The organism is Burkholderia sp. E168m23 (assembly GCF_016586125.1).
Classification (GTDB): domain Bacteria; phylum Pseudomonadota; class Gammaproteobacteria; order Burkholderiales; family Burkholderiaceae; genus Burkholderia; species Burkholderia orbicola.
This window is the reverse complement of record NZ_BCPP01000080.1, coordinates 1-12,615: the sequence shown is the minus strand read 5'-3', so window position 1 is coordinate 12,615 and position 12,615 is coordinate 1. Positions and strand designations below refer to the sequence as shown.

At 68.8% G+C, this 12,615-nt stretch carries 11 protein-coding genes; 1 reads left to right on the top strand and 10 read right to left on the bottom strand.

Features of this window, described 5'->3' with window-relative positions:
• From JMF90_RS06880 to JMF90_RS06840, 9 genes are all read right to left on the bottom strand, one after another.
• A partial coding sequence (locus JMF90_RS06880) for a SctK family type III secretion system sorting platform protein (protein WP_012339693.1) occupies nt 1-747 on the bottom strand: 747 nt, incomplete at its 3' end.
• Complete coding sequence (gene sctJ / locus JMF90_RS06875; RefSeq protein ID WP_012339692.1) at nt 744-1,631, bottom strand: type III secretion system inner membrane ring lipoprotein SctJ; 888 nt, start codon at nt 1,629-1,631, stop codon at nt 744-746. The genes JMF90_RS06880 and sctJ, both read right to left, overlap by 4 nt.
• 55 nt (nt 1,632-1,686) lie before the next feature.
• Entirely contained in the window at nt 1,687-2,163 is a 477-nt protein-coding gene (locus tag JMF90_RS06870; protein WP_012339691.1) for a hypothetical protein, read from the bottom strand.
• Between the two features lie 124 nt (nt 2,164-2,287).
• Entirely contained in the window at nt 2,288-2,500 is a 213-nt protein-coding gene (locus tag JMF90_RS06865; RefSeq protein ID WP_006480857.1) for a hypothetical protein, read from the bottom strand.
• A gap of 142 nt (nt 2,501-2,642) precedes the next feature.
• On the bottom strand, nt 2,643-4,001 hold the full coding sequence (gene sctD / locus JMF90_RS06860) for a type III secretion system inner membrane ring subunit SctD (protein ID WP_078041569.1): 1,359 nt from the start codon (nt 3,999-4,001) through the stop codon (nt 2,643-2,645).
• Nucleotides 3,982-6,027 carry a type III secretion system outer membrane ring subunit SctC gene (gene sctC, locus JMF90_RS06855; RefSeq protein ID WP_012339689.1) on the bottom strand — a complete coding sequence of 682 codons (2,046 nt, stop codon included), beginning with the start codon at nt 6,025-6,027 and terminating at the stop codon, nt 3,982-3,984. The genes sctD and sctC overlap by 20 nt, the downstream gene beginning before the upstream one ends.
• Nucleotides 6,027-6,305 (bottom strand): type III secretion system export apparatus subunit SctS, encoded by a 279-nt coding sequence (sctS, locus tag JMF90_RS06850; protein ID WP_006480854.1) that lies wholly within the window; start codon nt 6,303-6,305, stop codon nt 6,027-6,029. Before sctS ends, sctC begins: the two co-directional genes overlap by 1 nt.
• A complete protein-coding gene (gene sctV / locus JMF90_RS06845; RefSeq protein ID WP_012339688.1) occupies nt 6,302-8,518 on the bottom strand; it encodes a type III secretion system export apparatus subunit SctV in 2,217 nt (738 codons plus the stop codon). The genes sctS and sctV overlap by 4 nt, the downstream gene beginning before the upstream one ends.
• Before the next feature lie 250 nt (nt 8,519-8,768).
• Nucleotides 8,769-9,602, bottom strand: a complete 834-nt coding sequence (locus JMF90_RS06840) for an autoinducer binding domain-containing protein (RefSeq protein ID WP_011547293.1) — start codon at nt 9,600-9,602, stop codon at nt 8,769-8,771.
• Between the two features lie 283 nt (nt 9,603-9,885).
• Here JMF90_RS06840 and JMF90_RS06835 point away from each other — a divergent pair, with 283 nt between their 5' ends.
• Nucleotides 9,886-10,794, top strand: coding sequence for a LuxR family transcriptional regulator (locus JMF90_RS06835; protein WP_011547292.1), 909 nt, complete (start codon nt 9,886-9,888; stop codon nt 10,792-10,794).
• A 55-nt stretch (nt 10,795-10,849) separates the two neighbouring features.
• Here the strand turns inward: JMF90_RS06835 and JMF90_RS06830 are convergent, their stop codons facing one another.
• Entirely contained in the window at nt 10,850-12,496 is a 1,647-nt protein-coding gene (locus JMF90_RS06830; RefSeq protein WP_012339687.1) for an Nramp family divalent metal transporter, read from the bottom strand.
• Nucleotides 12,497-12,615: the final 119 nt, after the last annotated feature.

Sequence of the window (12,615 nt, the reverse complement as noted above, 5' to 3'; positions counted from 1 at the left end):
GAAAAGCCAGTCCCATGACGCAAGCCTCTCGGGAATCAGAAACAGGAACATCAGTTCACCGAACTGATCGCGCTGCGCGCGGTTCAGCCAGTACGGCGCCTCGTCGTCGATCGCGCGGTTGAATTTCAGGCGCACGCGCCGCGCGACCGCGTCGCCGGCAACGCCGATGAAATCCGCGAGCAGCCGGCCGCCGCGCGCCCGGATCACGACCGGCAGCGCGGCGGGATCGGCGCGCCACGGTTCGAGCGTTTCCGCGAGCGCGCCGAATTCCGGCGCGCGTTCGAGCGCGAGTTCGAGCGCATCGCCGCCGAGCCGCGCCGCGACTTCCGCGCGGATACGCCGCCCGGCCAGCGCGTCGCGCAGCCACATGCGATGCAGCAGCAGCCCCGCATACGCGGCCAGTTGTTCGAGCGCCGCGCCCGGCAGCAGCGCGAGCCGCGCGCATGGGTTCGCGACGTCGAAGTCGTGTCGGTCGGCCACGCCGTTCACAGCGAGCAGGTGCCGCGCGAGCAGCTTGCGGCCGGCCGCGCCGAATGCGTCCGGCGAACGGTAGCGCGCGGGCCAGTCGGCCGGCACGCGCGTCACGTGCAGATAGCGGTCGGGCCGCAGGTTGAAGTCGCAGACGAGCGTGTGAAACGCGGCGGCGCGGGCGGCAGGCGGCGGCGCAAGCGGGTGCAGCCACGGCAGCGTCGCCGCCTCGGCCGCGACGCTCGCCTCACCCGGCGGCAGCGCGTGCGGCTCGCTCATGCGCCGTCGCGCGCGCCGTCCGGCGTACGCAGTCCGCCGCCGGCCTGCTGCGCGGTCGTACCACCGCTCCCGCTCGCCCCGCGCGGCGCACCGAGCAGGCCCGCGAGCCGCGCGCCGAACATCCCGCGCCGCGCGGCCGACAGCGCGATCACCGCGCAGGTCAGCAGGATCAGCGCGAACACGAGCCAGCCGAGCGGCGAGCGCAGCCGCAGGATGTCCGACACCGCGCTGCCGATCCCGTCCACGCGCGTCGCGCGCGCGGCGGCCGGCTGCAGGAACAGCGACACGTTGTCGTACTGCAGCCCCTCGATGCTGTGCGCGACGAGATCCTTGACCATCGGCGCCATCGCGCGCAGGTCGACGCCCGGCCGGTAGCGGATGTACACCGCGGCCGACGACGGCTTGATCTTGTCCGCGAGCGGATCGTTCTCCGGAATCACGACCTGCACGCGCGCGACCACCACGCCCTCGATGTCCTGCAGCGTGCGCGACAGATCCTGCGACACGCCGTACAGGTAGCGCACGCGCTCCTCGGCCGGCGTCGACACGAGGCCCTGCTTCTGGAACAGCTCGCCGAGGCTCGCATAGCTCGGCTTCGGCAGCCCGTTCGCCTGCAGCACCGTGAGCGCCGCCTGCATGTCGCCGTCCGCGACGCTCACGAGCCACGCATTGCGGTCCGACGTGTCGCGCGCATCGTTGTCCTTCGACGCGCTGATGCCCGCGTCGCCGAGCACCGCGACCATCTGGTTCGCGTCGCGCTCCGACAGGCCCGAGTACAACTCCTTCTGGCACCCGGCCAACAGCACGAGCAGCCCCGCGAGCAGCGCGCGCGCCGCCCGGCTGCGCCACGCATGCATGCGCGGCGTCGAATCGATCGTCGTCATCGTTTGTCCGCTTCAGGGCGCGTGAGGCCGCATCCGCCGGCCAGCACGCGCGCTTTCACTCCTGCGTCTTCAGCACCGTATGCGTGAAGCCGTTCGCCGCCTGTGCAACCGACAGGCTCAACTGGTATTCCGAAATCGTGGTGGTTGCCGTCCACTGGAAATCCATCGCCTTCACCATCGTCATCAGCGGGTCGCTGCGGCTGTCCGCCATCGACGTCAGCATCTCGCTGCGATGCTTGTCGATGTTCGCGTACCGCGAATCGAGATCGTTGCCGTACGTGCGCAACCGCTCGACGAGCGACGACTGGTTCGCCTGCGCGGGCGTCATCTGCACGGCCGGCGCCGCATCCGCCGGCGCGCGCGACATCGCGACACCGGACGAAGACGACGGGGCGGCCGGCGACGCGCCCGGCTGCATCAGCGCGTCGAACTGGCGCACCTGCGCCGGATCGGACGCCGTGCCCGCTTGCTGCGCGGCACTCGCGAGCGCAGCCGCGCCCGGCGGCGCCGCGCCTACGCCTGTTACCGACATGATCGTGTCCTCCTTGACCGGCAAAGCCGGAAACGGGCCGGCCGGCACGCACCTACGCCACGCCGAGCGCCCGTCACGGGCGGCCCCGGCGTGCGACGTCGCACGGCACGGCCGGCGACCGGCATCACGCGCGGCCGGCGGAACTCAGGTGTTGCGCAACCTGGGCGTTCGCCGTCCCTTCCTGCGCGGTCACTGCGTTGCTGGTTTCGAACGTCGCAGTCGATTGCTGAACCTGGAAGTTGATCTTGGTCAGTTCGAGCTGCGTCTTGGTCAGGTCGTCGGCCTGCTTCTGCACGTCGCCCGTGTTCGTCACACCACCTGCTGCCGAGGTACCCATGCTTCGCTCCTTTACGTGAACAACACACTCCATCTTCCGGCGGCGGCCCCATGCCCCGCCGGCGACGTGACGCGCCGCATGCGCGCGGCGTGTCGCGTAATACGCGCATCGCGAAACGCGATGCGCTGATCCTGTCGCGACCCTAGGGCGTCGCGCCCTTCGATGCGCCGGCCGCCGCGACGGCCGGCGTCGCCGGCGCATCGGGCAACAGCGTCGGCCCCGGCACCGGCTGCGCGACGCCCGCCGCCGCACCGCTCGCGAGCGGCGCCACGGGCGGCGCCGGCGCCTGTTCGGGCGCACGCGCCGACGGGCCGCCGAGCGGCATCGTGATGCGCTGGCCGTTGCGCTCGAACACCACTTCGTCCGAGCCGATCGACACGACGCTCGCGCCCTCCTTCAGCCGCGCGCCTTCGAAATAGCGGCTGCCGTCGACCGTCTCGATGTAGCGCTGATCGCCGTCGCCGGCGAACACGGTCGTGATCTCCGGAATGCCCGCCGTGCCGCCGAGCGTCGTCGCCGTGCGCGGCGCGGCCGCGTCGGCATCGCGTACGTGATCGACCACCTCGAGCGCCGGGCGCGCGTCCTTCATGTAGTTGCGGATGCGCGGCTCGATCTGCGCGCGCGCGGCCGTGCCCGTCAACTCGATCCGGCCGCGGCCGAGATACGTGACCGTCAGTGCCGTGTCGCTGAAATAGGTCTGCGCGGTCGCGACCAGATCGCTGACCACGTAGATATTGCCGAGCGCCGCGTTGTCGACGCCCGCGACGATCTGCGCGACGCGCTCGCGCGCGGCCGGGTCGCTGACGTAACCCGACACGATCACGCCATCGTCGCGCGGCGCGACGGCCAGCTCCGGATACGCGTGCAGCAGTTGCTGCAGCCGGTGCGTGCGCGCGAGCACCGATTCGTGCTGCCACGGCAAGCGTCCCGACCACGCGACGAAGCCGTAGCCGAGCGCGCCGAGCAGCACGCCGATCCACAGCGCGACCAGCGCGATCACGAGCCGCCGGCTGCCCAGCCGCCGCAGCCCGCCGGTGAGCCAGCCCAGCCATGCCGCTTCACGCGCGGCGTCCGGCGCATCGGTTTCGTCGGGCACCGCGACGCTCGCCTGCGCATGCCGCGCGATGCCGAGCCGGATCGAGCCGACCGTCACGACGTCGTTCGGCGTCAGCGAGCGGCGGCCGCTGCCGAGCGGCTCGTCGTTGAACAGCACCGGCGCGCCGGTGTCGCCGCCGTGGTTCTGCACCGTCACCGCAAGCGCGCCGACCTGCAGGCACACTTGTTTCGCGCCGATCTCTCGATCGGGCAGAATCACTTCGCAGTCGGCCGCCGTGCCGACCCAGTTCGCGCCGCGCGCGAGCGACATCGTGCGGCCGTACATCGGCCCGCTCAGGAAGCACAGGTTCCATGGCGACGCGAGCGCGGCCGCACCGGCCCCCGCGCTTCCCGCGCCGCCGGGCAATGCGCCGTCGCCATGCGGATCAATGATGCTCGTCGACATGGGTGGGTGCTCCTGCGGTCGTCGCCACCGGCTGCGACGCCGCATCCTTGGGTGGCGCCGGCAACGCGGGCGGACCGAACTTCGTGCCGGGCAGCGGCTTCGGCGTCAGCGGCACCGCGACGTCGTTGTCGGGCGGCCGATACATCGACATCCCTTCCTGGCTCGCCGGCCCATCGACGCCCGGGTTCACGGGCGAGCCGTCCGGCGCGTACATCGACGCGTTCGTCACGACCCGCGGCGTCAGCAGGTAGAACCGCTCCATGTGGTTGCCCGACTTGTCGGTGTACTTGAACAGGTTGCCGATCAGCGGGATGTCGGACAGCCAGGGCACGCCGCTCTTGTTCAGCTTCACCTCGTCGTCGTTGAAACCGGCGATCAGGAGGCTCTTGCCTTCGTCGATCATCGTCTTGGTGACGATGTTGCGCTGCTGGATCACCGGCACGTTCGACACGGCCTGCCCCGGCACGATGTTGCCGTCCTGGATGTCGATCGACATCATCACGCTCTGCGGGTTGCCCGACACCGCCGCCGCGTTGCGGATCGCCTCGTCGACGATCATCGGCGTCACCTTGATGCTGGTGCCGGTCGTCACGCTGTACAGCGACGAATCCTGATAGCCCGGCACCTGCACGTAGAACTGCGTGAGGTTCTCGAGGATCGCCTCGGTGTTGTCGAGCGCGAGCACCTTCGGCTTCGATCGCAGTTGCGCCTGGCCTTTCTGCGCGAGCGCGTTCACGCGCGTGAGCAGGTAGTTGCGCAGCGACCCGCCGATCGATGCGGTCAGCGCGATGCCGGTCGGCATGAAGGTGCCCGTCTGCCCGGTTTCCGACGTGCCGATGCCGAACGTCAGCGGCGGGTTGCCGACGCCGTTGTACTGCGTGTTGCCGTTCAGCGCGTTCTGGCCGTTGCCGATCTGCACGTCGCCGTGCGTCGTGTGCAGGCGCCAGTCGATCCCGAGGCTGTCGAGCGAATCCTCGTTGATGTCGATGATCGTCACGTTGATCTCGACGATGCGCGGCCGCTCGTCGAGCTGACTGATCAGCGACTGGTAGCGGTACATGTTCTCCGGCAGGTCGCGCACGATCACCGCGTTGATCGCCGGATCGGCGACGATCTGCGGCAGCGTGTCGCCGCCGCCGTTGTTCGCGAACGGCGAGAAGCCGCCGCCCATGCCGCTGTCCGCCCCGCCATAACCGCCCTGCCGCGGGCCGCCCGAGATGTCGGGAAAGTCGAGCCGCGGCACCGCGATCGTCAGGCCCGAGCCGAGCTTCACCTGGCGCGCGGCCTGCCCGAGCGGCGTGCTCGACGGCGCCGCGGTCGTGCCGCCGCCCTTGCCGAACAGCCGGCGCAGGATCGTCGCGACGCCCGGCACCGTCACTTCCTTGCCCGAGCGGTTGATCGTGAAGTCCGACGCCCAGCCGTATTTCAGGCGGAACGCGCGGATGTCCGCATGCGCGCCGTTCGCCGCCGGGTCGCCGACCGAGCCGACCGCCTGCCGCACGAGCTCGACATAGCGGCGCGGGCCGGCCACGTACACGCTGTTCGCGCGGTCGTTGATGACCAGCGTGTAGCGCTTGTCCGGAATCTGCATCGCCTGCAGCGCGCGGCCGATTTCGCCGGACGCATTCGGCGGGATCGGGATCATCTGCGTCTGCGACTGGTCGGCCGGATCGACGTACAGGAACGAACCGTCGTAGTACCACGTGAGCCCGTAGGTGGAACAGATCGTGTCGAGCGTCTGCTGCGGCGTGCCGGAGAAGCGGCCGCTGATCACGCCGTCGACCTTCGGGTCGACCACCGCCGTCACGCCCTGCGACGACGCGAGCTCGCGAATGAAGTCGCCGATCTTCTTGCCGTTCGCGACGATCGTGAACGGCTTGTTGCGCCAGCGCAGGTCCGCGGCGCGCGCATGCTGCGCGGGCGCCATGCACAGCGACGCCGTGAGCAGCGCGGTCGCGCACACGGCAAGCGCGGCCCGTTGCAGGCTGCGCGGTTGAAACCGGATCGAGGCGACGCGTCGACGCATCAAAGAACTCCTGTGGAAGAAACGAACATGCGTTCCAGCGCCTGCTGCGCGAAGCGCAGCACTTCGCCGCCGAGCCAGCCGGACAGCAGCACGAGCGCGACCATCACGGCGATCAGCCGCACCGCGATGCCGATGTTGGCGTCCTGCACCTGCGTGACGGCCTGCAGGATCGCGACGACGAGGCCCGTGACGGTCGCGATCAGCACGATCGGCAGCGACAGCAGCAGCACGAGCATCAGCGCCTGGCGCGTCAGGTCGAGGATCGTCGAGCTCGTCATTGCACGGCTCCCGGCGCCCGCACGTCGGCGCCCGCGCCGACCGTGCCGTCGTCCGGCGGGTTCTTCACCCAGCCGACCGTATGCAACTGCACGTCCTCCTCGACTTCCTGGTACGACAGCACCGCGAGTTCGGGCAGCACCGGCTGCAGGATCGTCTTCACGTAGCGGCGCGCGCCGAGCGCGACCATCACCGCGAGCCGCGCGCCACCGTGCGCGCCACCAGGCGCGTTGCCGTGGCCGCCGGGGGCCGCCTGAGCTGCCTGCACGATCGCGCGCACCTGTTCGCCGATGTCCTGCTTGACCGCGCTCGACAGCGCGAGGAAATTGCCCTGCTTCGTGCGCATCACCGCGCTCTCGATCCGCTCCTGCAGGTTCTGCTCGAACAGCACGACCCGCAGCTGGCGCGCCGTGCCGGCGTGTCGATCGGTGATCATCCGGCGCAGGTCGACGCGCACGAGCTCGACCAGCGCGATCACGTCGTCAGGCTCGTTCGGCGCCCACGTGATCAGGCTCTCGAAGATCACGCGCAGGTTGCGGATCGGCACCTGTTCGGCGAGCAGCCGGCGCAGCACTTCGGTCACGCGCTGCAGCGGCACGAGCCGCGTCAGTTCGCCCACCAGCTCCGGATGATCGCGGCGCACCAGATGCACGAGCGCCTGCGTCTCCTGGATGCCGAGCAGCTCGTCCGCATGCTGGCGCACGATCTGCTCGACGTGCGCGGCCAGCGCGCTCTCGCTCGACAGCCACTTGCCGTCCGGTGCCGCGCCGTCGGGCTTGATCCACAGCGCGGTCGCGAACGGGCCGAACGCCTCGGCCGGCTGGCGCTCCGCGCGCTCCGGCAGCGGCGCGACGCCGTCCCACAGCAGCCAGCCCGGCTTCAGCGCGCCGTGCGCGACGAGCACGTCCTGCAGATAGATCCGGTACGTACCGGCCGGCGCGCCCTCGTCGTCGTTCAGCGTGATGCGCGGGAATACCGTGCCGATGTCCGCGTCGACGCGTGCCTTCGCGCTCGACAGCGCCGCCTGCAGTTGCGCGAGGTTCAGGCCCGTGCGCAGGTCGTCGGACAGCGACACCGCGATCAGCGACGTGACGCCCGCCGCGTGCGATACCTTCGCGGGCTGGCCGTCGTCGGCCGCGCCGACGCGCCCCGCGACATGAATCAGGTTGAAGCTCGGCGCGGACGTCTTGCGCTTCAGTTGCGAGAACGCGAAGGCGCCGAGGCCGAGCGCGATCAGCGCGAACGACCATTTCGGAAAACCGGGCACGACGAGAAAACCGCTCAGCACGAACGCCGCGATCAGCAGCGCGCGCGGGTGTGCGCCCAGTTGCTCGCCGAGCTGTTCGCCGAGCTGCCGCTGCCGTGCATCGCGCGTCGCGACGCGCGTGGTCACGATGCCGGCCGCGATCGATACCAGCAGCGACGGAATCTGCGACGCCATCCCGTCGCCGACCGTCAGGATCGCGTAACGCTGCAGCGCCTCGCCGATGTCCATCCCGTGCATCAGCGTGCCGACCGCGATCCCCGCGACGATGTTGATGAACGCGATCACGAGGCCCGCGATCGCGTCGCCCTTCACGAACTTCATCGCGCCGTCCATCGCGCCGTGCATCTGCGATTCCTGCTCGAGCTTCTCGCGCCGCTCGCGCGCCTCGTCGGCGCTGATGATGCCCGCGCGCAGGTCCGCGTCGATGCTCATCTGCTTGCCCGGCATCGCGTCGAGCGAGAAGCGCGCGCCGACTTCGGCCACGCGCTCCGACCCCTTCGCGATCACGATGAACTGCACGACCGCGATCACGAGGAACACCACGCCGCCCACCACCACATTGTTGCCGACCACCAGCCGCCCGAACGCGTCGATCACGTGGCCAGCGTTCGCATGCAGCAGGATCAGCTTGCACGACGCGATGTTCAGCGCGAGCCGGAACAGCGTCGTAAACAGCAGCAGCGCGGGAAACGACGAGAAGCTGACCGCCGACGGCACGTAGGTCGACACCGTCAGCAGCACGACGCTCGCCGCGAGATTCAACGAGATCATCCCGTCGAGCGCGGCCTGCGGCAGCGGCAGGATGAACAGCGCGACGACCGCGACGATGAAGGTTGCGAGAAACAGGTCGGCGCGCGGCGACGCGCCCCCGAGGCGCCGTCCGGACACGCCGCGGCCGGCGGAAAACAACCGCTGCCAGTCGCGGGGGAGCGCCTTCGGTTCAGCCATCGTGCCGTCGTCCTGTCGTTATCGCCGGCTGGCACGGGCAAGCCTGCCCCATGCCGCGCGGACCGTTGAATGGGACGAGTGTAGCGACGGGAAACCGCGGAAAAAGAGGCGCGCCTCGTAGCGTGAAAGCGCGTTTTCCTCAGACGATCGAATCGGACTACGAAACCCGGCGGCCGCTTCGGGCACGCGCCGCCGGAACCGCTTCCATCGCGCGCCGGAGCGCCGGCGCGCGCCTGCGGCAGACGTCAGCTCAGGACGGCAGCCGCCGCGCGGCGAGGTACGCGAGCTGCGCGCGGTTCTGTACGTTGAAGAGTTTTTCGAGCGAGCGGATGTGGTGCCCGACCTTGTGCAGCGACGTGCGCAGCGCGCTCGCGATCTCCTGGTCGGACAGCCCGTGCACGAGCCGGTCGAGCACTTCCTGCTGCTCGTCCGCGAGCGCGAAGCCGCGCATGCGCGCGACCCGCGCCTCGAGGAACGGCAGCGCGACGCGATGCACGGCAAGACTGACCGACAGCGCGCCGCCGATCACGCGATCGTCGATCCATTCGGTGCCGTGCGTTTCCGACGTCAGGTTCACCGCGACGCGCAGGTCGAGCCGCGGCGCCGACAGGCTGAAAATCACGCCGCTGTTCATTGCGTGCGCACGCAAGTGGCCGGCCAGCGCCAGCACCTTGCGATCGCCGCTGCCCTGTGCGGCCGCCTCGATCTCGTCGAGCCGCCATGCGACCGGAAAGCCGCTCTGCCGCACCTGCGCGAAACGCGGGTCGCTGTCGTACAGCATTCCTTCGATGAACGGCTGCATGAACGTCGCCGGCGCGAGGTCGCGCAGCAGATGCGCACGCAGAATGCGCCGCCCGATCATTTCGTAGGCGCCGTAACCCAGCGTACTGAATCCGATTTGCCGCAATCGCGCATGGCATTGCGAGAAATCGAATGACGCAAGGTCGGTTTTACCGGGCGCTATTTGAATACCGGTAAAAACGTCACGCTCGATTGCGTGATATTCGTTCGAATAAGCGGCGGCGGCCGCTATATCGGCTTGTGAGAACCACTCGACGCGTGGTGCGCCGTCAGCATATGTCATGAGGAGCCCGCCCTTTCCCATTATGTGAAACTGCGCCCCGTCACGATCTGGTCTTTTCTTTATGATTTTCTGGTCGTCGTTATATGCGCACGAACATGAACCTTTCGCCGCGATTAGTATTACGGCATATTACCCACACACCGACATTTTTGTACAATGCCCCCGCGTTTCGTCAGGGATGACGATCGGCGCATATCACAACGATGCTCGGTCGCACCGCCGCGAATGCCGTACACGATACGGCCGCCGCCAGGCGATGCGCGTCGATTCCGAGGGATGGCTCATGTCCGATATTGCATTGCATGAAGAAGCGGTCGCCCCAACCACCTTGCCGCGCGCGTCGCGCGGATTGAACGCATGCGCGGACGCGCTGCGCGAGCGCCCCGTGCAGGTCGTCTGGTGCGACGACGTGAAGCGCGGCGACGATGCGCAGCCGCACGCACCGAAGCTCGGCGTCGCCGATACGCTCGCGCACGCGCAGAGCACGGCCGAGCGCAACCGGATCGTCACGAGCCTGCTGCATCTGACAGGCTTCTCGACGTTCGCGTACTTCGCACTCGAATTCGCGCGCGAGCGCGTCGAAAGCCTCTACCTGCACGAAGCGTTCACGCCGGCCACCTATCGCGGCGACTACGTGCGGCACAACCATCACGACGTCGATCCGCGCACGCTCGGCGCGCGCGTGTGCAACATGCCGATCGTGTGGGACCTGCAGCAATTGCGCCGCGAGCACCGCGAGCGCGACGACGCGCCGTCCGTGAGCCCGGCCGCGCTCGACGGCTTCCTGCAGACGATGCAGGACGACGGGATGTGCAGCGGCATCATGTATTCGATGGCCGTGCCCGGCACGCGGCTGCACGCGTTCATGAGCTTCACCGCGCCGCGCCGCACGCGCGAATGGATCACGCCGGCGACGATCGAGCAGGCGCTGTCGATCGGGCTGTCGGTCCACAAGTTCGCATCGCCGCAACTGATCTCGACGTCGCGCGAACGCGCGGTGAACGGGCTCACGCCGTTCGAGCAGGAACTGCTGCTCGGCATCGCCGAAGGTGCGTCCGACAAGGAAATCGGCCGGCGCCTCGACACCAGCGCGCACAACGTCGACTATCACCTGCGCAAGCTGCGCAAGCGCTTCGGCGTCGCGAACCGGATTCAGCTCACGTACCTGACGTCGAAGCTCGAGCTGATCTAACGCGCGGCGGCGGCGCGGCGCCGGGCCGGCGCCGCTTCCTCGCAGACGATCGCCGTTACTTCAGCAGCGTCATCTGCACCACCTTCACGATCACGAGCCCGACCGCGATCACCAGATAGCCGCGCAACACGGCCATCCAGATCCGCGTCGCGAGCGTCATGTTCTGCGGCTCGAGCGTATCGAGCGGCGGCATGCGCCACGTGTCGCGCAGCGAGCGGTCGATGCCCGGCTCGACCACGCGCTTGTTGCGGCGAATCAACACCGTCGCCAGATAGCCGGCGATCGCGAGCACGGTGCCGCCCACCAGCACGTCGACGATCGCCTCCCCGCTGATGTCCGGATACATCACCGACGCGGTCAGGATGATCGACAGCAGCACCAGCACCCAGATCACCGTGCCCGTGAACACGTTGAGCTTCGTCGAGTTGACCCAGGGCCCCAGCACCTGGCGGTCGTTGCACAGCACGAGCAGGAACACCGTCGCGCTCGGCAGCAGTACGCCGGCCAGCGTCTGCACGGCTTCGGTCAGCAGGCCGAGCGGGCTGCCCGGAATCAGCACGAGCGTGGCCGCGGCCGCGACGATACCGAAATAGACGAGATAGAAGCCCTTCGCGTCGGTCACGCCGCGGTGCAGCGAGTGGCGGATCTTGAACACGTCGCCGATCGCATACGCGGTCGACAGCGACACGGCCGCCGCGCCGATGATGCATGCGTCGAGCAGCGCGATCGCGAACAGCGTCGCGCTCGTGCGGCCCGCATACTTCTCGAGGCCGGCGATGATGCCGCCCGCATCGGTGAAGTTGCCGGCTTCCGGATGGCCGGCGAACAACGCCGAGCTGAAGCCGATCATCGCGACCGCGCCGACCAGCACGAACGCGATGCCGATCCACAGGTCGGCTTTTTCATATTTCATGAAGCGCGGCGTGATGCGCTTGTCGATCACGTAGCTCTGCTGGAAGAACAATTGCCACGGCGCGACCGTCGTGCCGACGATCCCGATCACGAGCAGCATCACGTCCGACAGCTTCGCGTGCGCGGGCCAGTTCGGCACGAAGAAGTCGCGCGTCATCTGCGCGGCGGACGGGTGGATCGACACGAGCACCGGCACGAGCAGCAGGCTCAGCACGCACAGCCCGATCGCGAACCGCTCGAAGCGCCGGAAATCGCCGGTACTCACCGCGGCCATCGTCAGCGCGGCGGCCACGCACACGCCGGCCACCTTCGGCAATCCGAAGAAATCCAGCACGAACGTGATGCCGATGAACTCGGTGACGATGGTCAGCGCGTTGAGCAGGAACAGGTCGATCACGCTGAACGCGCCCCAGAACTTGCCGAAGCGTTCGAAGATCAGCCGCGCATGACCGACGCCCGTGACCGCGCCGAGGCGCAGCACCATTTCCTGGTTCACGTACAGCACGGGCACCAGCAGCAGCAGCGTCCACAGCAGCGTCGTGCCGTAGTTCTGGCCGGCCTGCGTATAGGTGCCGAACGCGCCGGCATCGTTGTCGCCGACCATCACGATCAGGCCCGGGCCGATGATCGCGAGCAGCGTGCGCAGGCGCGCCCACCACGTGCCGCGTGCGCCGGTATCGTGGTGTGCGATCGTGCCGAGCGCACCGCGGATGTCGCCCAGGTGGGCTTCGTCGAGCACGGCGCTGCGGTCGGCGGCGATCGGTGGAGAAACGTTGGATGGCGTGGACATGATGTGTTCCGTACGGCTAAGGGTTATGCGATTCGATGAGCGTATGGCCTTGGAATGCGCACGGGACGGCCGCTCGAAGGCGGGCGCGCGTGCGCATGCCGAGGCGCGCTCGGCGCTTC

Bases quoted from the DNA above. Each gene is read 5' to 3' on its own strand.
- sctC (WP_012339689.1), bottom strand. From the start codon at position 6,027: ATGCGTCGACGCGTCGCCTCGATCCGGTTTCAACCGCGCAGCCTGCAA.
- sctJ (WP_012339692.1), bottom strand. From the start codon at position 1,631: ATGACGACGATCGATTCGACGCCGCGCATGCATGCGTGGCGCAGCCGG.
- JMF90_RS06865 (WP_006480857.1), bottom strand. From the start codon at position 2,500: ATGGGTACCTCGGCAGCAGGTGGTGTGACGAACACGGGCGACGTGCAG.
- sctS (WP_006480854.1), bottom strand. From the start codon at position 6,305: ATGACGAGCTCGACGATCCTCGACCTGACGCGCCAGGCGCTGATGCTC.
- JMF90_RS06870 (WP_012339691.1), bottom strand. From the start codon at position 2,163: ATGTCGGTAACAGGCGTAGGCGCGGCGCCGCCGGGCGCGGCTGCGCTC.
- sctD (WP_078041569.1), bottom strand. From the start codon at position 4,001: ATGTCGACGAGCATCATTGATCCGCATGGCGACGGCGCATTGCCCGGC.
- JMF90_RS06830 (WP_012339687.1), bottom strand. From the start codon at position 12,496: ATGTCCACGCCATCCAACGTTTCTCCACCGATCGCCGCCGACCGCAGC.
- JMF90_RS06840 (WP_011547293.1), bottom strand. From the start codon at position 9,602: ATGACATATGCTGACGGCGCACCACGCGTCGAGTGGTTCTCACAAGCC.
- sctV (WP_012339688.1), bottom strand. From the start codon at position 8,518: ATGGCTGAACCGAAGGCGCTCCCCCGCGACTGGCAGCGGTTGTTTTCC.
- JMF90_RS06835 (WP_011547292.1), top strand. From the start codon at position 9,886: ATGTCCGATATTGCATTGCATGAAGAAGCGGTCGCCCCAACCACCTTG.